This is a genomic window from Cupriavidus sp. 01T418 (assembly GCF_056398885.1).
In genome coordinates this window covers 231,394-253,256 of sequence record NZ_JBFTQG010000003.1, presented here as the reverse complement: position 1 = coordinate 253,256, position 21,863 = coordinate 231,394, and the positions used below count along the sequence as shown (strand labels likewise).

The following is a 21,863-nucleotide window of genomic DNA, read 5'->3' as shown; positions in this document are numbered from 1 at the left end:
ATGCAAAAAATCACGAGAATCTATGTTGGCAATTACGGGTACCAAGCGGCTTGGTACAACGGAATTGTGTTCGACTTGACAGACCCTGCCACGGGAAGACCGACTGATAGCATTATCAGTCTGGAGAATGGTGGGGGTAAGACGTCTGTACTCAGCTTGATTTTCTCTTGTTTTGAGACCGCGCAAGAGCGATTTCTCAAGCGCATTCAGAATAAGGCTATCGCATTTTCTGATTTCTTCTCTAAGGATGGGCTGCCAAGCATCATCCTGATTGAGTGGGAGATGCCGGCGCGGGTTGCAGGCGGTGCCCCCTATCTGCTGGTCGTCGGTCAAATCTTGGCTGTACGTCAGGGGGACAAGGAGGAGGTCGACCGCGTCTTCTTCAGCTTCGAGGCAACGTCTGACCTGCATCTGCGGTCCGTGCCGGCGCCCAACCTGTCGATGGCGCCCGTCCATACCATGTCCGAATTCTCGCGGTGGATGCAGGAAGCCCAAAAGGTGTCCCCCGATTTCTTCCATACGCGTGTCCAGCAGGACTGGCAGCGGCATCTGCGCGATGAGCGGCTCATCGACATCGAGATGCTGCAGATGCAGGTCAATTTCTCGACGCAGGAAGGTGGCATCGACGCTGGCTTCCTTACATTCCAGTCCGAGCCGGAATTCGTCAAGAAATTCCTGGCGCTAACCATGGACGCGGAGCGTTCGGCATCGGTTCGCCTTGCTGTCGTCAACACCTGCGACAAGCTGCGCAAGCGGCCGTTCATCCAGCTTCGTCTTAAGGAGCTGGAGAAGCTCCAGACCAGTCTAAGCAATTTCGGCAGCCTGGCACAGGACTTCCACAGGGAACAAGAGGCGCAACGCGCCACCACGGAACGCGCCGGCGGCGTAGTGCGCGGCTTGGAGGTGCGCCAACGCGAGCGGGAAGACGCCGCCAATCGCGAAGCCCAAGCCGCAACAGAGCAGCAAGAGGCGCACCGGAACAATCTGAAGATGGAAAAGCAACACGTCGAAGACGAGGTCGTGCTGCGTACCCTTCAGTACCAGCGCAGCGTCGCTGCAGCCAAGAAGCGGTTGGAAGACGCCGAAACCGCTCTGCGTACAGCACAGCAGAAGCATCGGCACATCCGGGCGGCGCAGGCAATGGTCGGTCTCCATGCGGCGCAGTCCCATACGGATGCGCTTGAACAGCAAGCGCGCGAGGCCAACGAAGAGCTCGAGCCCTGGCGGAAGCGCGTTGAGCTCCAAGGTGCCCTCCTTCGACGTGCCCTACATGACGAAGAGCAGCGAGTGTCTGGCTCCGCGAAGTCCGCCGAAACGAGACGGCAGAGTGCTAACGTCGCCAGCGACGCCCTGTCGAAAGAGCGCAGAGAGTTGGACATCACGGAAAAGGCGCTTGTCACGAGAGTGGCAGGCCTTCAGGCTGCAGAGGTATCCTACGAGACTGAAAGAGCACGGCTCGTACAGGAGGGGACGCTGGAAGCGGCTGAGACCTCGGCAGACGCCATCGAGCGATGGGAAAGCGCTGCCGTCACCAACCGAGGGGAAGCGCAACGATGCGCCGAAGAGGCGCGCACCGAGCAAGCCAACGAGAAGGATTGGCACCAGCGGGCCGATGCTCAGAAAGCCGAATCCGTCCGACTGAAGGGTGAGATTACCCAAAAGCGGAAGTTCATCGCCGACGGCCAGGCCGAACGCGAGGCGCTCTCTCAGCTGGCAATCCTGAGGTCGGCAGCGGAGGCTGACGTCGCCGACCCGGATTCGACCGCGCTGCCCTTGGCACTGGACCGCCTGGCGCAAAGCTGTGAGCGAATGGTGACCCAGTCGGACGTCGTGCTCGCTGAGCTCACTGCCAGCAAGGCATCCATCGAGGAGACTGGCGTCGCAGGCAGCTCGCGTGACGTCGATAGCGTCATCGAATGGCTGAAGGCAGGCGGCGTCCAGTCGGCCCGACCGTACAACACCTTCCTGTCACAAGCCCTTCACGATGCTGACGAGGCGCGCCGGCTGGTGGCCAGCCATCCCGCGCGGTTTCTTGGAGTGTCCGTCGCTTCGTCGGAATTTGCATTGGCCGCGAGCCTGAAGACGCCGCGGCCGCAACTTCGCACGCCAGTGATGGTCTCTGTGACGTCGCTGGACCCTGAGGCTGGCGGCAACGACAAGTTGGTGTTGGACGCCTCCGATGATGCAGCGTTCAACGTCCCGGCGGCGAAGGCCCTGCTGGCTACGCTCGAAACCCGTCTCCAGAAGGAATCCGAGACTCGCAGGCTCTATGCAGACCGGCAGCAGGAGGCCGTGAAAGACAAGACGCGGCTCCAAGCTTATGTCCAGCGATATGGCAACGGTGCTCTCGCCGCGGCCAAAGACACGCTCGACCGGTTCACGGCCGAGGCGGAAGCGGCAGACGTGCGAGCCTCCGATGCGGAGTCCAAGGCAGACGAGTGTCGAACCAAAGCCGAGGCGCTGCTGCAAGCCAACTACGGCTTTACCCAGGCAGCCAAGGAGGCGGCTAACCAAGTGCAGACTCTCTGGAGTTTTGCCAAGCACCACGAGAGCGGGCACAACGCACGACTGCAACAGTTGGGAGAGTTGGAGCAGGAACAGAAAATCATCATCGAGCGACGCGCAGCCATCGACTACGAACTGGCCGAACATTCCGAGGCAAAAGATGCTGCCTTGCAGGAAAAGCTCGAGTTGTTGGGATTGGCCAAAGACCTCGGCAACGAGCGCGCCGCGCTGAAGTACTACGACAAAGCGTTCCCGGCTGCAGAGAATCTCGCGAAGAATCCGCAAGAGTTGACGTTACTGCGCAGCCTTTACGCGGACGCCGCACAGACATTCGAATCGCAGGAGGAAAACCGTATCGGGGTATTGCACACGCAGTTGAAGCATGCCCGCGAGAAGCTCAACGAGACGAAGGCAAACTTCCAACAGCAATTCAATGGCGTCCTTGCGAAGGACATGGCACCCTACCAGGGCGGGAATTTCACTGAGTTGCTTCGTGTCGCCCAGGTCGACGTCGCCAGCGCAGCGCGGGAAGAGAAAGCCGCAATCAGCGGCAAGGCCGTCGCGGACAGCCAAGCCGCAGAGTATAGCAAGTCAAACAAACCCGCGCGGGTTGCGACCGGTGAGATGCACGCGCTCAGCGATGCCGACTTGGCTGTCCGACTCATCGAAGTCAAATCGCTCATCGTGACGTATGGTCAAGTCGCACATACGGCCAAGCAGACGGCTGAACATGCCACGCACCAATCCAGCAAAGCTCGCGGGGAAGCCGAAGCCGCCCTCCATCTCGCCACCATGCTCCGCTCGGCGCTGTCGCTGTCCCTGCCTGAGATGATTATTGTCGAGCCGGTAGAACTCATCGGCAATGCGCAAGAGCAGGTGAAAGGCATCATCGAGACTTACAACAGCAAGGGCGAGGCCATCAGGAAGGCGCGCGACGCCGCGTACAAGGCCTTTGACGAGTTGAAGACTGCCGCGGGCCAAAAGTCCTTGCAGGAGGTGGAACCAGACATCGCGACGCAGTTGCAGGAGAATTCCTTCGTTGCCGCATGCGCTGACAGCCAGCGCCTGCTGGACGGGATTCAAGACCGCATCGGCACCACAAAGTCAAACCTGGACGGGATGCAGGGCGACTTCGACGCCGGCGTCGGGGAACTGCTGAACCTGACTAACAACGCCATCGGCCTGCTCAACTCTGCCGTAACCAGCAAGAAGGTGCCAGTTGGTGCCCCTTACGTCGGCGGAAAGGCGATACTGAAGATGCGCGCGAGGTTCTCTGAGCTATCGGTGGACACCCGCCGACAGGCGCTGCATCTCTACGTGGACCATCTCATCGAGACAAGCATTGTTCCGGCAAAGGGCCCTGAGCTTGTCGCCGAGGCACTGCTGCGCGTCCACGGGAAGCCGCTCGGACTGCAGATTCTAAAAATGGTGCCCGACGAGGCGCTCCAGTATGTGCCGGTCGACAAAATTGCGAACTCCGGCGGTGAGGGGGTGGTGATGGCCATGTTCCTCTACCTCCTTATCAATCAATTGCGCTCCGAGACGCAGGCCAAGCTCAAGAAGCTGGGCGGTGGCCCGCTCATCCTGGACAATCCGTTCGCCAAGGCCACCACCCCGGCGCTTTGGAAGGCACAGCGCATTCTGGCGAAATCCATGGATGCGCAGCTCATCTTCGCAACCGCCGCGGTTGACTACAACAGCGTCGGGGAATTCAACCGAATCATTCGCCTGCGCAAACAAGGCCGGAACACAAAGACTGGCCGTTGGCACCTGGAAGTCGCCCAGGTCAATCTGCGCGACCAGCCTGAGCCTCCGCGGGATGCAGCATGAGCACAGACTTTCTTGACCGGCTCAACCAGGGCCCGCGCAAGCGCGTGATGCTTGACGAAGTCCGCCGCATATTTTTCGAGGCTCGGCCAGAACTGGCTTCAAACCCGTTGCGGAACTCTGAGTTATTGGCCACGCTGAAGGCGTTGACAAACGCTGGCCAAATCGAGTTGCCAGCAGCGGGTAGCTGGGAGAAGCGCGGCAGCCCGCCGCTTCCTAACTGGATTCAGTTGGTGCGCGAGGCGCCCGTCGGTGTGCGCGAGGATTTTACCGCCGTTCCTTGGGTACCGGAGATGGGATTCTGGCCAGAGCTGACGGCAACGGCACGCAGTGCAGCGAAAGCCATCAACACTTTCCTGCTGCGCCGGCGCGGCAGATTTCGCATGGTGCCCATCAAGGAGCGTTCGCTGGAAATCTTCGGCGACGAGAAAAGGCTGGATGCGATGCAGAGCCGCGGGGCGCTGTTCGGTGGCCGGCTACCGCTGGCTGCCATTGGGGCGTTCCAGGTTCCCCTACCCTTGGCTTATCGGCAGGCGGATGCCCCGGGACGTCCGCTTCTCGTCCTGGAAAACCACAACTCTTTTCACTCGTTTGGGGAGTGGAACCACGAAGCGCGGCGCTATTCAGCGGTGGTCTACGGCTCCGGCCAGGAGTTTCGCAGCAGTGGCGCGGCGTTGGGGCAGACACTGCGCGAGGTGGAAGGCATGGGCGCGGAATATCTAGGCGACTTGGACCCGACGGGTATTCGCATCCCGCTGGAGTTCAACGCTGCGGTAGCACCCGGGAGTACCATGCTTGAGCCGGCCCGGGCGTTCTACCGCTGGCTGCTGACGCATGGTGTTCGGCGGGAGCGCGGGGAAAGCCAGCCCGTCGCGGGGGCGTTGGGACATGCGTGGCTCGGCGACGAACTAGGGACCGAGCTGGAACAGCTCTGGGCTGAAGGCTTCTGGATTCCGCAGGAGGGACTTGGTTTGGAGATTTTGTTCTCAGATGGCTTCGTGCCTCTACAGCAAGTCAGCGAGAGCTCCTTGTTGTCGGCGTAGGGCAGCATGGGGCGCCTTTATTCAACAGTCGGCCCTCACCATACAAGTCGCGCATGCGATTCTATCGGGCTTCACCCTACCGGTCTGCGATAGCCATGTTTGCCTTATGTAGTCGAGTTGAGTCGCATGCCGTGTCCGGTCCGGTCCGGCAACGGCAACGACGCCACGGACGAACCCACCTAGCCTCCCCAACACCATCTTATGGTACTGTATAAATATACAGGTTTCTGCGGTAACTAAGTAAGTCACAGGCCGGCATTGTCCGCATCTGTGATGGTGCTGACTGCACGCGTATGAAATGCTCGTCTGCGGCAGCCCCCCTCCGCTCCAGTGGGACAAAGCCAGGTTGAGCCCTTGTCCGCCTGGAGCGGTGCGGTCAAGCGGGTCATCCGGTTACGCCGCCGTCGGGGCAATCCCCTTTTGGAATACCCACGAGCACCGAGAGCACAGCGAGTACGGCGAGTACGCAGAGCACGGTGAGCACCACATTTTTTTCTGTAACGCGCGCCAAGCTTGGGTTTTCGATTAACACACGTCGGCATTTTTTACAACTGAGATTCTCACTTGTAGGTTTTCGACGCGGCTCATCTGATAAGTTGCACCTACATTGCTGAGTCAGCTTCGAATGGAATTATCGCAAGCCTTTGATTTACAATATTTTTTTGGCAAAATCCATCTCATTTCAGCTCCGACCATACCGACAACCATACCGACATGGCAAAGCTACCCAGAACAACCAAGAAGGCACCCGCGTCAGGTACAGGGACCGCCAGCAGCGCGGTGAAGACCACCCCGGGTTCAGCCGCGCTTTCTGACAAGGCAGCAAGGAAGCGCATCTCGAAAGCGCAGAAGGCAACCTTGGCCATGCGCAACCAACTGTGGCCGAAAATCTCGGACGGAGACCTGTGGCTGCGCGCCGAGCGCGATGGGTTCACCACCATCCCACGAACGATGCCTCAGTTTATGGAGCTTATTAACGATGCGTCGAAGCGCGTAACCGCCGGAAAGTCAGTGCCGGCAGGGAAGTCTTACCTTGTACTTTGGTGCCGTGTGTTTGATGAAGGCATGGTGAAAATTGACGTCGAAGCTGCAGCAGCAATGGAGGCTGGCTACGTTGGGGAACGCAACGTCACTACCTGGCGCGAGCACTTGCGTGTTCTCAAAGAGCTCGGGTTCATTGACTATGCGGCCGGGCAAGCGGGACCCTGTCAGTTCGTCCTGCTGCTGAATCCTTATCACGCTGCCAAGGCGTTGCACGAAAAAGGGTGGGTGCAGAACGCGGCCTACAACGCCCTCTTTCAGCGAGCACAGGAGATTCGGGCCACGGACCTCGACGAAATTGAAGACGACGAAGACTGAAACCTTTGCGATTTAATTCAGCAGATGGAGCGCCCCGGTTGACGATACTAAGGGGGCGAGCCGCACGATTGATACGAACGGGAAGGACGCGGGTTCAATTCCCGCCGTCGCAATCGACCTGAAGGAGCCCAGAGGATAGCGCGCTTGGAACGCTCGTCAGTAGGGGTAACTGCCGCATAGAAAAATCACCTATCGAAAATAAATTCCGATAAAAAAATTTCTGAATGCAGCTTCTGCAGCTAACGGACCGCCGAAAACCCTTGAAAAACCTTGAATTTGAAGGAAGGTGGCATCGCCGGCGTCTTTTTGCTTGCGCGTGAACATCGCTTGTCAAGACTGGTCATTCGAATTCGTTTCACTACACTGTCGCCAGCACAGGAGAATCAAATGAAGACGCTTTAATGCGGCCCACCGGTAAGTCGTGCCAATCCGGTTGGCCAAAACAAACAGCCTCTGTAGCGCCCACCCTAGGAAAGTGACACTACAGAGGCTTCCGGCACAAGGCCTTGGAAAGCAAACGACACCCCGACTGGCATGTGCCAAGCGGTGTGTCAGTTCGCATTCCGGGCTCGATTCTATCCATTGCCGCATGCAAGTCCAATTGAAAGTAGCAATTGAGATTCGCATCCGGTCCGAATGTATGGTCGCGACAACGTAGCGACCAAGTTTCGAGCAGCACATAAAATGCCACAAAATCAAATAGTTACGTTCAAAAACGGCCTGTCCGAGCAGCACACTCAAGCCGAGCTCTTCCCAGTCAAGGAACTTGAGGTCGATGGCGTCCAGATGGGCGTTCGGAGCGACGGCACCCCTTACTTGACGATGCGGGGCTTGGCACGGATGTGTGACATAGACCACTCCGTGTTGAACCGACTTGCGAATAACTGGCACGACGAACGCCTCAAACCGCGGGGCCAGCGAATTGCGCAGCTCCTAGCAGCGCAAGGCCATTCCACGCACCAGCTTTAAGCGCCAACCTCGCTCGGCCGCGACAACAAACTATGGAGATTGACATGGCACGTAAGTGCTTTTTTAGCTTTCACTACAAACCTGATTGCGTTCGTGCCGCCCAGGTGCGGCAGATTGGCTCTATCGAAGGCAATGCGCCCGCCAAGGACAACGACTGGGAAGAGGTTGTCGGTGGCGGTGACAAGGCAATCGAGAAGTGGATTAGCGGCCAGATGGATGGCAAGACCTGCCTGGTCCTTCTGGTCGGTGAGAACACCGCCAATCGGAAGTGGATTAACCACGAAATCGTCAAGGCGTGGAACGACGGCATGGGCGTTGTCGCCATCCGGATTCACGGCCTAAAAAACTTCCAACAACAAGAGTCCGCTTCGGGCAAGAATCCGTTCGACTTCATTAACCTCGGGTCGAAAAAGCTTTCCGAAGTGGCGAAGTGCTACAACCCGTCCGGCAGCGACAGCAAGGCGCGGTACGCCTGGATTTCCGACAACATGGAAGCCATGGTCGAAGAAGCCATCAAAATCCGCAAGAACCACAAGTAACACCTAGTGCTGCGCCGGGAAGTGAGCACTTCCCGGTCGGCGCTTGCGCAGCCCAGCGCGCGGCACGTCCGCGCACTGTCGCCAGTCATAAATATAAGCAGGGTCTGGTCAATGTCAGCAACTGATGTAGATGCATTTATCACGCAGTACGTAAAAGAGCTTCACGAAGAGACCGCAGCGGTGTTCCTCGGTGCAGGTATGTCGGTCCCAGCGGGCTTCGTGGACTGGGTTACGCTCCTCCAACCGCTGGCAAAGCAACTGGGACTCGATGCTAAAGTCGAGGCAGACCACCTGGTGGCCCTCGCCCAATATCACGTCAATGACAACGGGCAGAATCGCCATGGACTCACCCGCGCACTGATTGACGAGTTCCCCGGCCACAAGAGCCCTCCTGAGAATCACAAAATTCTCGCCAGACTTCCTATCACCACGTACTGGACAACGAACTACGACAAGCTCATAGAGAAGTCCCTCGAGGACGCTGGAAAGATTGTCGATATTAAGTACGCAGTGGCTCAGCTTGCTTCCACGAAACCGCGCCGAGATGCAGTTGTCTACAAGATGCATGGGGACGTGGACCATGCCACCGAGGCCGTCCTCACCAAGGACGACTATGAGCGTTACCCGTTCGAACGAGGAGCCTTCGTCAATGCACTGACTGGCGAGTTGGTCTCGAAGACCTTCCTGTTCCTTGGATTCAGCTTCAAGGACCCGAACCTAGACTACATCCTCTCGCGAATTCGCATCACGTTCAAACAGAACAGTCGTCAGCACTACTGCATCCTAAAAAAGGTCTCGCAGGAGCCGGACGAACAGCCTGCAGATTTCGAGTACAAGCAGGCGAAGCAGCGCCATCTCATCGAAGACTTGAAGCGCTTCAACGTCCGCACGCTTCTAGTTGACGCCTACTCGGATATAACGAATATCCTGAAGCGCATCGATAGGGCCTATCGCGAGAAGACGCTCTTCATCTCCGGAAGCGCGGACGAGTTCAACGGCTGGTCCAAGAACGATGTCTCCGAGTTCCTGTTCGACCTGGGCAAGATTGTCATCCAGAAGGGGTATCGCTTGGTCTCTGGGTTCGGTTGGGGCATTAGCAATGACCTCCTGTCTGGCGCCATCGAGCAAATCTATGCGCAGCGAGAGGGGCACATCCAAGACCACCTCGTTGTTCGTCCATTCCCCCGAGCAATCGCGGACAAGGATAAGCGCGATGCGCTGTGGCATGAATACCGGAAGGACTTGATTGCGCAGGCCGGTATCGCGCTCTTCCTGTTTGGCAATAAGACCGTTGACGGCAATATCGTCAAGGCTGACGGTGTCGAGAAAGAGTTCCGTATCGCCCAAGCTCATGAACTGGTCTGTGTGCCCGTTGGAGCGACGGGCTACGTCGCGCAGGACATCGCACAGGAAATCAAGGCGGCAGTAGAGAGCAGTACGGAGCATGCGAACTACAAGGCTGCATTTGCAAGCCTTCAAGAGAGCGTTGGCAAGCCGCAGGAGCTGCTGAGCCGTATCACGAAGGCATTGGACGCCTTGAAGACAAACTAACGACACATAGAAAGCGCGCCACACTCAAACGGCGTGGCGCGGAGTATCGGAAATAGAAGAATAGGTCATGTACCAGGGATTCAATCTTACGCTCGACGATGACTCCGTTGAGGGACGCTGGTTAAGGCGTGAGTACGGCGGCTACCCATGCACGAAAAAACTTATCACCCAGCCACACAGCACTCAACAAGCTTCTATCACCTGACGCTGTTGACACTGATCGAAGGTTTGAACCAGAAGCTCGCAGACCGTGAAATCGCTGCGCTGCTGACTTCACGAGGCATGCTAAGCCCAGCAGGCCGGACATGGACGCCTACAGCAGTCACGCAGGCGCTTTACAAGGTCAGGAACTACCGCACGGTGAAAAGCAAGATGCATTCTGCGCTTTTGCAACTAGTCTTCGACGGCATCCTGACGAAGCCAGAAGTTCAAATCTTGTTCGCGCAGCGTAAGCCTGTGCCGAACATCATGTAAGTCCCAGCCGCCATCGCGGCACGGCATTACCCAATCCCAACTGGCATTACCCCTTCAATATGCCCTCATGAAGAGTGCCAAGTAGCTCTTCCGTCAACGATACCTCGTAATCCGCAGACGTTCCTGAGCGGACGCGAGAGATATTCCCGACAGCTAGCGTACGTCGGTTATGTTCACGTCCGCCGGGCAAAAGCTCAACCGTTATGCGCAGCATGGCTGGATCTCTCAATCGGTTTGACTATAAAGTAATTGAAGCTTCGCTCTCAGATCACTTTGCGTATTGATGCTCGAAAGGCCCAAGTCACCGTTAGCCACCACGAGCCGGCTGAGAAGGTTCTCATCCCAACCATCGGTATCATCGTCTAGCGCTATCCAATGCACCACTTGTGCACCTGCTCGAGAGACGTACCTGGCAATCTGTTCGTAGCGAGATGCCTGGACGAACCAGTTACTGTGCAGGCGATGGGAGCCCTCACTATGTCGCCCCATCGCGGAGTGCCAGGTACCCCCGATTACACGAGATCTTAAGTTGGAGGGCAGGAAGTCGCGGGCTCGGGTAAAACCAAGAACCTGCACCCAAGAAGTCGACAAAACGATCTTCAGGTCGGGATAAGGCTGGAGCAAATCCATGAGGATAGGCGCCCACATGAACAAGGTGCCCTCCGTCTGCAACACGGGACGTCCATTCACCAGATAGGCGTCATCCGGGTGAAGAACGCCATCGTAGTCAAGAAATAGGATCATGCTCTTTTGCTTCCAGTTTCCAGGTCACCTGACACCATTTGACGACTTAGTAGTCTGGGCGTTCGTCGGCCAAGCGCAACGCATGCAGTCGATCAACGTATATCGTCCCAAGCGCAATACCGGTCGCCATACGTCGTCTGAAATAGAAAGTCACAGTCTCGCTCCTCCGGCAACAAATAGACGGCAAAGCGCTTCGCATCATCCAACGTGCAACTCAACGTGACGATACTGCCTTGCCGCAAGGCAATCTGAAGCTTCTCAGAATCCTCGAAAAACACGGCCTGAGCCACATCCGCCTGCTCGATTGCAACGCTGAACCCGAACTCATCGACCTTAAAGAGCACGCGCGTGTCATCGGTCCGAACCGCCAGTTCGGCCTTCACGAAACGACGACCGTCCGTCGTAGCGCGTCTGCGCCTTCTAGGGGAACTCATATTCTCAATATCCTAGCGTGGAAACCACCATTGTGGCTCAAATCCCACTGACATTGAAGAGGCGACTTAGCACTATGCCGGCATGTCAGAAGTTTCCCCCCCTTCAGCACGCCCTAACGCCCGACACATTCTTGCGGAAAACATTCGCCAGCTTCGGGCTGAGAGAGGATGGACTCAAGAGGAGCTAGCGTTCCGCAGCGGCATGGACCGTTCGTTTCTCGCTCACGTCGAGCGCTGTCGGCATAACATTTCCGTGGACACCATTGAACGCATCGCCGCCGCATTTCGAGTGCCACTTGGTCATCTTTTCCGTGAAACCAGCGATTGAGTTATGGCTTAGCATCCGATGCGGAGCGTCATACGGATGGGTCTGGAACCCTCATCACGACAAGTGGCCCCAGATGAAGTTTAAGCCATTGATTATTATGTACTTTTCTACTTACTCTAAGGCTTCGCGGGCTATAATTTTGGAGGTGGCTCAGAGCGCCACAGACTTGCAAGCTGTGCTCAGAACAGCCGTCAAAGCACCACTGCCTTACGGGGAACCCTAAAGACACAGAAACCCCGAAACCACGCGCTCTGAGGACATTTCGACTTAGCCAAAGACTGGAAGCCGGGACAGATCGTGCCTTTCAAGTAAGGCGGGAGTATCACGAGGAGCGCACTTCATTTAGCCCAACTGACGCTTTTCCTCCCACAGTACAGAAAACGGTGAACCTGGCTCCCGCCGACCTGCCCAAGGAGTCCGGTCGCTTCGACCTGCCGATCGCACTCGGCATCCTGGCCGCGAGCGGGCAGGTTCCGCTGGACGGGCTGGATGCGAGCGAGTTCGCCGGGGAATTATCGCTATCCGGGGAGTTGCGCCCGGTGCGGGGGGCGCTGGCCATGGCAATGTGCCTTGGCCGGGATAACACCGCGCGGCAAATGGCGGGAGCCGGGCCACCCCGCACGTTCGTGGTGGCGGCGGAAAACGCCCCCGAGGCCGCCTTGATCGACGGCGTGACGGTGTATGGGGCAAGCTCGCTACTGGATGTCTGCGCTCACCTGGGGCCCATGCCGGAGGGCCGGCTGATGCGCGCGGAGCCGCTCGCGGACATCGGCTCGGGCGAGCCCGCCGGCCCGGACATGCGCGATGTCCGGGGACAGGCGCAAGCGCGCCGTGCCATGGAAATCGCGGCTGCCGGCCAGCACTCGGCCCTGCTGGTCGGGCCGCCGGGCACCGGCAAGTCCATGCTGGCGCAGCGCTTTCCCGGCCTGCTGCCGCCCATGACGCTGGAGGAAGCGCTGGAATCCGCCGCGGTACAGAGCCTCACCGCCGCCGGCTTCCATCCGGCTCGCTGGCGCGAGCGGCCCTACCGCTCGCCGCACCACACCGCATCGGCCGCGGCGCTGGTAGGCGGCGGCAGCAATCCTCGCCCCGGCGAAATCTCGCTGGCCCACCAAGGCGTGTTGTTTCTGGATGAACTCCCGGAATTCGACCGCCGGGTGCTGGAAGTCCTGCGCGAACCCCTCGAATCGGGCCGCGTCACCATCTCGCGGGCCATGCGCCAGGCCGACTTCCCCGCCCGCTTCCAGTTTGTCGCCGCCATGAATCCCTGCCCGTGCGGCTACCTCGGACACCCATCGCGCCCCTGCCGCTGCACGCCGGACCAGGTACAGCGCTACCAGTCGAGGCTGTCGGGACCGCTGCTCGACCGCATCGACCTGCAAGTGGAAGTGCCGGCCCAGGACCAGCTGGAAATGCTCGATGGCCCGCCCGGCGAGTCCAGCGCCGCGGTGCGCCAGCGCGTACTGGCCGCCCGCGCCCTGCAGCAGGCGCGCCAGGGCAAACCCAACGCGGCCCTCTCCGGGCGCGAAATCGATGAGCACTGCCCGCTCACGCCCGAGGCGCAAGCCTTGCTGCGCGGCGCCATGGCCAAGCTGGCGTGGTCGGCACGCGCCTACTTCCGGGCGCTGAAGATCGCCCGCACGGTGGCGGACCTGGAGGGGGCCGAGCTATTGCAACCCAGCCATGTGGGAGAAGCCATCCAGTACCGGCGCGCGCTGCGTACGCCCTGAGCAGTGACTTGCGCCGCACGGGACAGCAAGCGGCGCACCGCACCGATACGCCGGGCGGCGAGGGTTTAGCGCTCGCTGCCCAGCGGTGCAGGCACGGCTACCGGCGGCTCCGCCGGTGGCGGATCGTGCTCCGGCGGCAGCGGCAGGTCCGGGGGAATGCCGGGTGGCACCGGCTCGTCGAGTGGCGGCACGGTGTGGGTAGGCCGCTGGCACGACAAGCCCTGCAAGGTTGGGAAACTTCGCATGGCTTACCTCCGGGTGGGGCGTCTGCACCCATTTAAGCAAATGCACCCCCGGTAAGCCAGCGGTAGATTGGGCCGGCGGCGAATACCGGCCCGTTTACCGGCCCGTTTCGCCTCAGGCCGGATGGCGCCTGACAAAGAACAGCGCGGCGCCCACGGCCACCAGCACGCTACCGAAGATCCGGTTCTGCCAGCGCACCGCGCGCGCATTGCGGAACAGGCCACGCATGCGCGAGGCCAGCAGCGCGTAGCCATGCATCACCACCAGGTCCACCGCGCACATGGTCACGGCCAGGATGGCGAGTTGGGGCGCGAGCGCATGGGTCGGATCGATAAACTGCGGCAGCACCGCGACCATGAAGATGATGCCCTTGGGATTGGTCACATTGGTCAGCAGCCCGGTGGCAAAACGGCGGCGCGGGCTCAGCGGGGCAACGCGCGGCGCCTCCTGGCCCGGAGCCGCCTCGTCCGGGGCGCTAGCCACGCGCGCGCGCCACTGCTGCACGCCGATGTAGATGAGGTAGAGCGCGCCGACCGTCTTGACCACGGCGAAGGCTTGCCCGGACGCCAGCAGCAGCGCACCCAGGCCACCGCCCGCCACCAGCAGGATGATCACCAGGCCGGTCTGCAGGCCAAAGATCGTGGTGGTGGTCTTGCGCAGCCCGTACGACAGGCCATGGCTCATCGACAGCACCGCGCCCGAACCCGGCGACACGGCAATCACCCAACAGGCCGCGAAATAGGCCAGCCAAACTTCCCAACGCATGACGTTACTCCCTTCATCAGACTGCTCGGTCCGCGCATCGCGGACCTTGAAATTCAACATTGAAACTCAAAACGGATGAAACCCCGTGAGGAACTGCTCGACCTGTTCCGCCTGGCGCTGGTCGCGCGCGGCATCGCCGGCTTCCAGCACCACCGCCTGATAGACGTGCACGCCCGACGCCACCAACCGAGCCGTGAGCCTGCGCGGGGACTGGTCCTGCGGCGAGACCGCGGCCACCTGCACCTCCACGCCATCGAGCGGCACGGCTGGCGATGCGGCCGACATCACGGTCACCTTGCGGGTCTTGACCGCTTCCCCGGGATGGGGGCCAAGGTTGCCGAGCAGCCCTGCCTGCATCGACTCTAGCGCGGCCTGCCGCAACGCGGCGTCATCCCCGGGCAAGGTCACCACGCCCACGGCGAACAGCGTTTCGTCGATCCGGGCCGCGTCCATCGTCATCGGCAGCTTGCGCCCGGCAATTGCCACCTCGCGCGCGGCGCCGCTTGGCTTGCCCGGATAGAGCGCGGCGTACGCGCCTTCATTGGACTGGATGGTGCGCCAGTCATAGCGCGGCGAACAGGCAATCAGTCCGGCGGCAAGTGCGGCCACGGCGACGCCGGTGGCAAGCGAGGACGGCGACAAGCGGGAAAACCAGCGATGGGGCATCTCGGCAGTGGCTACGGCAGCGTGCGGCAATGGGTTGGCGGAATTTCCCGGGTCAACGCCCGGGATGGTGCGATCCCGCGCCCAGGGCGCGCAGGCGCGGCACCACGGATGCGGACGGAAGCCGCTATTATCCGGGAACCTGCCTGACAGCGCTCATCCCCATTGCCAGACCATGCAAATCCCTTCGCCAAGCCAGCCAGTCCGGTCCCTGCCGCAACCGCGCGGGACGCGCGGCCGCCGTGCCTTGCGCGCCGCGGCGGCGGTGCTGGGTGCCTTCCTGGCCATGACGGGCCACGGCGCCATGGCCGCTGATAGCCATCTGCGCGCAGCAACCGACCTGGCCGCCCAGGCCAAGGCGGCGGCCAGCCGCGGGGAACCGCTGGTGGTGCTGGTGACCCTGCCCGACTGCGTATATTGCGAGACGGTGCGGCGCAACTATCTCGGCCCGCAGGCCGCGGCGGGCGAGATCGTGGCGCGGGAGCTGGACATGACCGCGCACACCCCGCTGCGCAATACCGATGGCAGCATGACCACCGCGCGTGAATGGGCCCGCAGCCGCAATGTGACGGTGGCGCCCACGGTGCTCTTCCTGGACGCGCGCGGCCGCTCGCTGGCGGCCCCACTGCGCGGCATGCAGCCCGACTTCTACGGTGCCTACCTGGAACAGGCGCTGGATCAGGCCCGCTCGGCACTTGCCGCCGCGCCGAACTGAGCTGCGGCCAATCGTCGCACCCTGAGCCCTCCATGCATCCGGCAGCGGCGCGACAGCGGCAGTAGAATGGCAGCTTGTCTGACCTGTCGGCGAGCATCATGACGACCTCCGCACCCCCTACCGCAACCCCCTCGGCAAGCCCGGCCTCGCGCAAGCTCTGGCCCATGATCGCCGCCGTGCTGGTGGTTGCCGCGCTAGGCTGGTTCGGCTATCGCGCCATTGCCCCTGCCAATGCGGCGCCGCCCGCCACCTTCACGCTGCTCTCCGGCGAAAAGGTCAGCACCGCCGATCTGAAGGGCAAGGTCTACCTGGTCAATTTCTGGGCCACCAGCTGCGTCACCTGCGTCAAGGAAATGCCGGAGATGGTCAAGACCTACGACAAGTTCAAGGACAAGGGCCTGGAGTTCGTGGCGGTGGCGATGAGCTACGACCCGCCGATGTACGTGATGAACTATGCGCAAACCCGCAAGCTGCCGTTCAAGGTGGCGATGGATTCGGACGGCGCGGCGGCCAAGGCGTTCGGCGAGGTGCAACTGACCCCGACCACCTTTGTCATCGACAAGGACGGTCGCATCCTCAAGCGCTATGTCGGCGAACCCGAGTGGGATGCGCTGCACAAGCTGCTCGACGGCGCGCTCGCCAAGGCGGCCTGATCCGCGAAGCCAGTCCCGCCTGCCAGCAAGGTGCCTTCCATGGCACCTTTTTTATGGAGGGATCGCGAATTCGTTGGAATGGGCATTAGACTGCCTTACTTGCCTGCTTGCTTGAGAAGACCGTCACAGTTCCGGCCAAGAGCCGACAGCGGACGGAATTCTCGCAACGGACGCTTACGTTCGACCAGCGGCCGCACGCATCCGAGCCACGCCAGCAAGGCCATGCGTTTGCTTCGCGCAGCAACTTGGGTTAAGCTTTCGCTATGCCAGCGACTAGGAGTATCTCCAGTCTTATGTCTGGCCTCTCCCGGCTCTGCATCCACTTTACGATTGGGCGGTGCGCCTCTTCGAGGCCGCCGCCCAAATTGTAATCGCCGTCAAAAAGCGAACCTCTCGCCTCTCCCACTCCGCCCCCGCTCCCTCACCTTTTATGTGACGATGGTGTTGTACAAGCAATGCGCTTGTGCCGTCGGCATACTTGCATTCGGTCGTTTCGCGTGCCGCAGGACGGGCCCGCCGACCATATCTCACGCGATTCCATGACTAAGAAGCCACTCGCAGAGCTGTTTCGGGCAATGTATCACGGCAAATACGAATATCGAGACTTCATAGGCGAAGCCTTGGGTTCCCGATACAAACCGCTCAACGTGGGCGCAGCCCACGCGTCGAAGGAACGTCTTGTCTACGCGCCAGACAAGACGATGAAGATCTATCACAGTTTTCTCAATCTGTTTCTGTTCGAGTACCTTGATGTCAATGAGCGCGTCGTGTTTTCGTACCGAAAAGGTGTAAATGTTGTCGGAGCTGTGAGAAAGCACGCGCATAACAAGCATTTCTTCCAAGCCGACATCCAGGATTTTTTCCCCAATATCGATTCGACGATGGTGCGCGCCGTCATCGAAAGAGCCGCCGCGCGCGCACCGATTTCCGACCTGCTGGATCATGTCGATCGTATTATCGAACTGGTTACAATTGGCGACGCCTTACCAATTGGCTTTCCAGCCTCCCCCCTCATCAGCAATGCGGTTCTGTGTTCCTTCGATGATCTTTTTGAGAGTTATTGCGCAGAGCAGGGGATGGTATATACGCGATACTCCGATGACATCATTGTTTCGTCGCAAAACAGGGGTGAACTCACCGATCTCGCGACCGTTATCGAGGGCAAGCTTCAGTCCGTCGGATTGGGTCAACTCAAACTTAACCCCGAAAAAACAAAGATTACGAGTATTGGTCGGAAAATAAAACTTCTCGGCTTGGTAATATTGCCGAACGGGGCCGTTTCTGTCGATATCAAATTGAAGCGGCAAATTGAAACGATGCTTCATTTCTACATCACGGATAGCGCGAAATTTCGTGATTTTTCAGAAACAGATCTTCCCAAAGCCATGGAACAACTTTCCGGCTATGTGAACTACGTGAATACTGTCGATCCAGCGTACCTGGATAAACTTCGCAAGAAATATGGCGTCACTGTAATCGACACGCTTATTCACCAAGGATCAAAATGAAGCTGATCCTGAAAATTGAGAACGTACAGCACATCCGCTCGGCAGAGCTGACTCTTGATCTGGACGCGAATGGAATTACCTGTCTCGTTGGGCGTAACGGGATTGGCAAGACCACTCTTGTTAAGGCGTTGCGTAATCTTCGTATAGCGGATACATTCAAGAAAACGGCCATCGACAGCATTTTTTCGACGTCGAGTAAAATCGCTTACTTGTGCGATCCGTATGAGTATATCTTTACATTCGATCCTAAACTTCAGAGTCTCAACTGCAAAGCAGTCATTGCGCAGCAGCTTCGCGACAGCCTCGAAGTGGAGCTTCCAGTCCCTCATGGCGAACGCTTCAATTTTTTTCAAAGTATCAGCGATGCCGACCAGGAAATCCGACATAACATCGTCCTTGAGAATTACACGCGCCCGGACGAGCTAATCGATTTTCTCGTTGCAATCTACGACGGCAGTAAATTTGACAATCTTCGTCGCATTATCGTCAAGAGGAAGTCCTACTATTGTCTCATTCTTGATGAGAGCAGGTATATCCGGGAAGACTATTTCAGCTCGGGAGAGTATTTCCTTATATCGCTCTACCGCAACATCGTTTCCGGCAGAAAGCTGCTCGTTATCGATGAGATTGACATTTCCCTTGATGCTGCCGCTCAGGCAAAGCTTGTTGGGCAGTTGAGACTTTACTGCCAAAAATACGAAGTGAACATTGTATTCACGACGCACTCTCTTGCGATTATGGGAACCCTACGCGCCAACGAGTTACACTACATCGAGTCGGAGCAGGGGGTGCTTGATATTCAGCCCGTTTCTTTCAACTACGCAAAGAGTCTACTATTTGGATTTTCAGGATGGGATAAGTACATCCTCACAGAGGATGATGTACTGGAAAACTTCATAGAGTTTGTGATCAAGCGATATCTCCCGAAGACATTTTACAAATACAAAATTATATTTATTGGGGGCGGGACGAATACAGTCAAATTGATGGAGAGGAATACCGCCCAACACTTCTTTTCCACCGAAGACAATGTAATCTCCGTTCTCGACGGTGATCAACGTGCATTGCGTTACGCTCGAGATCGGAAGAATATCGAATTCCTACCGTGGGAGAGCATCGAAAAGCAGATTTTTATCGAATACATGACTGGAAATTACTGGCTTCGTTTATCTATAGAAGAAAACCCAGGCATTGATAATCCAGATGGAAAGAATTTGTACGCCGCATTGATTCGAAACAGGATCGTGTCACAAGAGGAAATGTTCCTTCACTTGTGCGCTAGATACGATGAACAGGCACGTGCGTTTGCACATTCGCTGTCTGGCTTTTTGAATGCTTAGCTGAAGGGGCCGTTCTACGCGCCGAACCTGCCGTTGACTATCAGGTATATGAGCGGCAGTTCCGGGTCGAAACCGCCCATCCATCATCACCTTTGAGCAGAACGCGCTCGCATCGGCTGCGCTGCAATCCAGCTAATTCCTGATTTCCGGTCCAGCAAAGGCGCATGTAGTCCAGCTAATTTCGGTTTCTACATTTTTTGGCAAGCGCCAATTCGCAACGGCACGGCTTGCGCACTTCGCCTGTATGGATATACAGTTACCGGCAGTTTTCCCCGCCCATGCCGGCCAGCGCACTTGCGCGTCCGGTATCCCCAAAGGCCCCTGCCGTGTTACTCGATCCCGATCCCAGCGCCGTGCTTTGCGATGCACCTGCCGCCAGGCAGCCTGATGTTGCCGAAGCCGCGGAGGCCACCGCCACGCCTGCCTACCTGTCCACCCTGAACCCGGAACAGCGCGCCGCCGTGACGCACGATCCCGCCGCGCCGCTGCTGATTATTGCTGGCGCCGGCTCGGGCAAGACCAACACGCTGGCGCACCGGGTCGCGCACCTGGTGCTGGGCGGCGCCGATCCGCGCCGCATCCTGCTGCTGACGTTCTCACGCCGCGCGGCCTCGGAGATGGGGCGGCGGGTCGAGCGCATCGTGGACCAGGCGCTCGGCATGCAGACCTCCGGCGCGGGCCGCGCCGCGCTGACGTGGTCGGGCACTTTCCACGCCGTTGGTGCGCGCCTGCTGCGCGAATACGCCGAGACGCTGGGCCTGTCGCCCAGCTTCACGATCTGCGATCGCGGCGATGCCGCCGACCTGATGAATGTGGTGCGGCACGATCTCGGCCTGTCCGCGCAGGCCTCGCGTTTCCCGCGCAAGGAAACCTGCCTGTCGATCTACTCGCGCGTGGTCAATACGCAGGCCCCGCTCGAAGACGTGCTCAAGCAATGGTTTCCGCGCTACGCCATGTGGACGGATGCGCTGCGCGGCCTGTTCGCCGGCTATGTGCAGGCCAAGCAGAAGCAGCAGGTACTCGACTACGACGACCTGCTGCTCTACTGGGCCCAGGCCCTGGCCGAACCTGCGCTGGCGCAGGACATGGGCGCGCGCTTCGATCACGTGCTGGTGGACGAGTACCAGGACACCAATGCGCTGCAGGCCGCCATCCTGCTCGCGCTCAGGCCCGACGGACGCGGCCTGACCGTGGTGGGCGACGATGCGCAGTCGATCTATGCCTTCCGTGGCGCCACGGTGCGCAACATCCTGGACTTCCCCGCGCAGTTCACGCCGGTCGCGGACATGGTCACGCTGTCGCAGAACTACCGCTCCACCCAGCCCATCCTGGCCGCCGCCAATGCGGTGATCGGCCTGGCGGCCGAGCGCTATACCAAGGACCTGTGGTCGGAGCGCGGCTCGGCCGAAAGGCCGGAGATCGTGGTGGTCAACGACGAGGCCGACCAGGCCCGCTATGTGGTCGAGCAGATCCTGGCGCGGCGCGAGGCCGGGCTGGCGCTGCTGTCGCAGGCAGTGCTGTTCCGCGCCGCCGACCACAGCGCGCAGCTGGAGATCGAGCTGGTCCGGCGCAACATTCCCTTCGTCAAGTTCGGCGGATTGAAATTCCTGGAATCCACGCATGTGAAGGATGTGCTGGCGGTGGTGCGCTGGCTGGAAAATCCGCGTGACCGCATGGCGGGCTTTCGCAGCCTGCAGCTGCTGCCCGGCGTGGGGCCGAAAACCGCCGCACGCGTGCTGGACGCGGTGGAAATCGCCACCGAGCCGCTGTTCGCGCTGGAATCCTTCGACGCGCCGCCGGCAGCGGCCGAGGCCTGGCCCGACCTGCTGGCCCTGGCGCGCACCCTGATGGCGCCGGCAGCGCCGTGGCCTTCGGCCTTTGAGCAAGTGGTAGCGTGGTACCAGCCACACCTTGAGCGCCTGCATGACGATGCCCCGGCGCGCGCTGCCGACCTGCAGCAACTGGAGCGGATCGCGGCCACCTATGCCTCGCGCGAGCGTTTCCTGACCGAACTCACGCTCGACCCGCCGGACGCATCGAGCGACGAGTCCGGCGTGCCGCTGCGCGACGAGGATTATCTGATCCTGTCCACCATCCACTCGGCCAAGGGCCAGGAGTGGAAGGCCGTCTACGTGCTCAATGCGGTGGACGGCTGCATGCCTTCGGACCTGGCCACGGGCACCACCGAGGAAATCGAGGAAGAACGCCGCCTGCTCTACGTGGCCATGACCCGCGCCCGCGACCATCTCGACATCGTGGTGCCGCAACGCTTCTATGTGCACCAGCAGACCGCCTACGGGGATCGCCACGTCTACGCCTCGCGCACGCGCTTCCTGCCCAACCGTGTGATGCCGCTGTTCCACAGCCGCGCGTGGCCGCCGCCCCCGCCGCTGGCGGATGCACCGGCCAAGGCGCCGCTGCCCAGGCTGGACCTGGCTGGGCGCATGCGGGATATGTGGCGGTGAGCTGCCGT

Annotated in this window: 17 protein-coding genes and 1 pseudogene; 13 read left to right on the top strand and 5 right to left on the bottom strand. The window is 59.7% G+C overall.

Annotated features, from left to right (window positions below; all coding sequences use genetic code 11):
• The 6 genes from AC1DQ3_RS05355 (at position 1) to AC1DQ3_RS05330 (ending at position 10,267) form a co-directional block, all read left to right on the top strand.
• Positions 1-4,335, top strand: coding sequence for a coiled-coil domain-containing protein (locus tag AC1DQ3_RS05355; RefSeq protein WP_477119138.1), 4,335 nt, complete (start codon positions 1-3; stop codon positions 4,333-4,335).
• The gene (locus AC1DQ3_RS05350) at positions 4,332-5,375 is read left to right on the top strand and encodes a Wadjet anti-phage system protein JetD domain-containing protein (protein WP_477119137.1); all 1,044 of its coding nucleotides are present in this window, start codon (positions 4,332-4,334) and stop codon (positions 5,373-5,375) included. The genes AC1DQ3_RS05355 and AC1DQ3_RS05350 overlap by 4 nt, the downstream gene beginning before the upstream one ends.
• Before the next feature lie 714 nt (positions 5,376-6,089).
• Positions 6,090-6,734, top strand: coding sequence for a hypothetical protein (locus AC1DQ3_RS05345; protein ID WP_477119136.1), 645 nt, complete (start codon positions 6,090-6,092; stop codon positions 6,732-6,734).
• Between the two features lie 1,013 nt (positions 6,735-7,747).
• Positions 7,748-8,242, top strand: a complete 495-nt coding sequence (locus tag AC1DQ3_RS05340; RefSeq protein ID WP_477119135.1) for a TIR domain-containing protein — start codon at positions 7,748-7,750, stop codon at positions 8,240-8,242.
• A 111-nt stretch (positions 8,243-8,353) separates the two neighbouring features.
• Positions 8,354-9,793, top strand: coding sequence for an SIR2 family protein (locus AC1DQ3_RS05335; protein WP_477119134.1), 1,440 nt, complete (start codon positions 8,354-8,356; stop codon positions 9,791-9,793).
• Between the two features lie 147 nt (positions 9,794-9,940).
• The gene (locus AC1DQ3_RS05330) at positions 9,941-10,267 is read left to right on the top strand and encodes a hypothetical protein (RefSeq protein WP_477119133.1); all 327 of its coding nucleotides are present in this window, start codon (positions 9,941-9,943) and stop codon (positions 10,265-10,267) included.
• 225 nt (positions 10,268-10,492) lie between these two features.
• Here the strand turns inward: AC1DQ3_RS05330 and AC1DQ3_RS05325 are convergent, their stop codons facing one another.
• Positions 10,493-11,011 (bottom strand): HAD domain-containing protein, encoded by a 519-nt coding sequence (locus AC1DQ3_RS05325; RefSeq protein ID WP_477119132.1) that lies wholly within the window; start codon positions 11,009-11,011, stop codon positions 10,493-10,495.
• 92 nt (positions 11,012-11,103) lie between these two features.
• A complete protein-coding gene (locus tag AC1DQ3_RS05320; protein ID WP_477119131.1) occupies positions 11,104-11,394 on the bottom strand; it encodes a hypothetical protein in 291 nt (96 codons plus the stop codon).
• Positions 11,395-11,527: 133 nt separating this feature from the next.
• Between AC1DQ3_RS05320 and AC1DQ3_RS05315 the strand changes: the two genes are divergently transcribed.
• Positions 11,528-11,773, top strand: coding sequence for a helix-turn-helix domain-containing protein (locus tag AC1DQ3_RS05315; RefSeq protein ID WP_477119130.1), 246 nt, complete (start codon positions 11,528-11,530; stop codon positions 11,771-11,773).
• Positions 11,774-12,138: 365 nt separating this feature from the next.
• Positions 12,139-13,503 (top strand): annotated as a pseudogene (locus tag AC1DQ3_RS05310) (YifB family Mg chelatase-like AAA ATPase); the annotation flags it as partial.
• Between the two features lie 65 nt (positions 13,504-13,568).
• Here the strand turns inward: AC1DQ3_RS05310 and AC1DQ3_RS05305 are convergent.
• The 3 genes from AC1DQ3_RS05305 to AC1DQ3_RS05295 all read right to left on the bottom strand — a co-directional run bounded on the left by AC1DQ3_RS05305 (position 13,569) and on the right by AC1DQ3_RS05295 (position 15,177).
• On the bottom strand, positions 13,569-13,748 hold the full coding sequence (locus AC1DQ3_RS05305) for a hypothetical protein (protein ID WP_477119129.1): 180 nt from the start codon (positions 13,746-13,748) through the stop codon (positions 13,569-13,571).
• 112 nt (positions 13,749-13,860) lie between these two features.
• The gene (locus AC1DQ3_RS05300) at positions 13,861-14,511 is read right to left on the bottom strand and encodes a LysE family transporter (protein WP_477119128.1); all 651 of its coding nucleotides are present in this window, start codon (positions 14,509-14,511) and stop codon (positions 13,861-13,863) included.
• Between the two features lie 66 nt (positions 14,512-14,577).
• On the bottom strand, positions 14,578-15,177 hold the full coding sequence (locus AC1DQ3_RS05295; RefSeq protein ID WP_477119127.1) for a hypothetical protein: 600 nt from the start codon (positions 15,175-15,177) through the stop codon (positions 14,578-14,580).
• 283 nt (positions 15,178-15,460) lie between these two features.
• Between AC1DQ3_RS05295 and AC1DQ3_RS05290 the strand changes: the two genes are divergently transcribed.
• From AC1DQ3_RS05290 to AC1DQ3_RS05270, 5 genes are all read left to right on the top strand, one after another.
• Positions 15,461-15,889 carry a thioredoxin fold domain-containing protein gene (locus tag AC1DQ3_RS05290; protein WP_477119260.1) on the top strand — a complete coding sequence of 143 codons (429 nt, stop codon included), beginning with the start codon at positions 15,461-15,463 and terminating at the stop codon, positions 15,887-15,889.
• Positions 15,890-15,987: 98 nt separating this feature from the next.
• The gene (locus tag AC1DQ3_RS05285) at positions 15,988-16,542 is read left to right on the top strand and encodes a TlpA disulfide reductase family protein (protein WP_477119126.1); all 555 of its coding nucleotides are present in this window, start codon (positions 15,988-15,990) and stop codon (positions 16,540-16,542) included.
• Positions 16,543-17,081: 539 nt separating this feature from the next.
• Positions 17,082-18,050: a reverse transcriptase domain-containing protein gene (locus tag AC1DQ3_RS05280; RefSeq protein ID WP_477119125.1), complete on the top strand. Its 969-nt coding sequence runs from the start codon at positions 17,082-17,084 to the stop codon at positions 18,048-18,050.
• Positions 18,047-19,390, top strand: a complete 1,344-nt coding sequence (locus AC1DQ3_RS05275; RefSeq protein ID WP_477119124.1) for an AAA family ATPase — start codon at positions 18,047-18,049, stop codon at positions 19,388-19,390. Before AC1DQ3_RS05280 ends, AC1DQ3_RS05275 begins: the two co-directional genes overlap by 4 nt.
• A 353-nt stretch (positions 19,391-19,743) precedes the next feature.
• Positions 19,744-21,855, top strand: coding sequence for an ATP-dependent helicase (locus AC1DQ3_RS05270; protein WP_477119259.1), 2,112 nt, complete (start codon positions 19,744-19,746; stop codon positions 21,853-21,855).
• Positions 21,856-21,863: the final 8 nt, after the last annotated feature.

Coding starts and splice junctions, on each gene's coding strand:
- AC1DQ3_RS05355 (WP_477119138.1), top strand. CDS start 1: ATGCAAAAAATCACGAGAATCTATGTTGGCAATTACGGGTACCAAGCG.
- AC1DQ3_RS05350 (WP_477119137.1), top strand. CDS start 4,332: ATGAGCACAGACTTTCTTGACCGGCTCAACCAGGGCCCGCGCAAGCGC.
- AC1DQ3_RS05345 (WP_477119136.1), top strand. CDS start 6,090: ATGGCAAAGCTACCCAGAACAACCAAGAAGGCACCCGCGTCAGGTACA.
- AC1DQ3_RS05340 (WP_477119135.1), top strand. CDS start 7,748: ATGGCACGTAAGTGCTTTTTTAGCTTTCACTACAAACCTGATTGCGTT.
- AC1DQ3_RS05335 (WP_477119134.1), top strand. CDS start 8,354: ATGTCAGCAACTGATGTAGATGCATTTATCACGCAGTACGTAAAAGAG.
- AC1DQ3_RS05330 (WP_477119133.1), top strand. CDS start 9,941: ATGCACGAAAAAACTTATCACCCAGCCACACAGCACTCAACAAGCTTC.
- AC1DQ3_RS05325 (WP_477119132.1), bottom strand. CDS start 11,011: ATGATCCTATTTCTTGACTACGATGGCGTTCTTCACCCGGATGACGCC.
- AC1DQ3_RS05315 (WP_477119130.1), top strand. CDS start 11,528: ATGTCAGAAGTTTCCCCCCCTTCAGCACGCCCTAACGCCCGACACATT.
- AC1DQ3_RS05305 (WP_477119129.1), bottom strand. CDS start 13,748: ATGCGAAGTTTCCCAACCTTGCAGGGCTTGTCGTGCCAGCGGCCTACC.
- AC1DQ3_RS05300 (WP_477119128.1), bottom strand. CDS start 14,511: ATGCGTTGGGAAGTTTGGCTGGCCTATTTCGCGGCCTGTTGGGTGATT.
- AC1DQ3_RS05295 (WP_477119127.1), bottom strand. CDS start 15,177: ATGCCCCATCGCTGGTTTTCCCGCTTGTCGCCGTCCTCGCTTGCCACC.
- AC1DQ3_RS05290 (WP_477119260.1), top strand. CDS start 15,461: ATGACGGGCCACGGCGCCATGGCCGCTGATAGCCATCTGCGCGCAGCA.
- AC1DQ3_RS05285 (WP_477119126.1), top strand. CDS start 15,988: ATGACGACCTCCGCACCCCCTACCGCAACCCCCTCGGCAAGCCCGGCC.
- AC1DQ3_RS05280 (WP_477119125.1), top strand. CDS start 17,082: ATGACTAAGAAGCCACTCGCAGAGCTGTTTCGGGCAATGTATCACGGC.
- AC1DQ3_RS05275 (WP_477119124.1), top strand. CDS start 18,047: ATGAAGCTGATCCTGAAAATTGAGAACGTACAGCACATCCGCTCGGCA.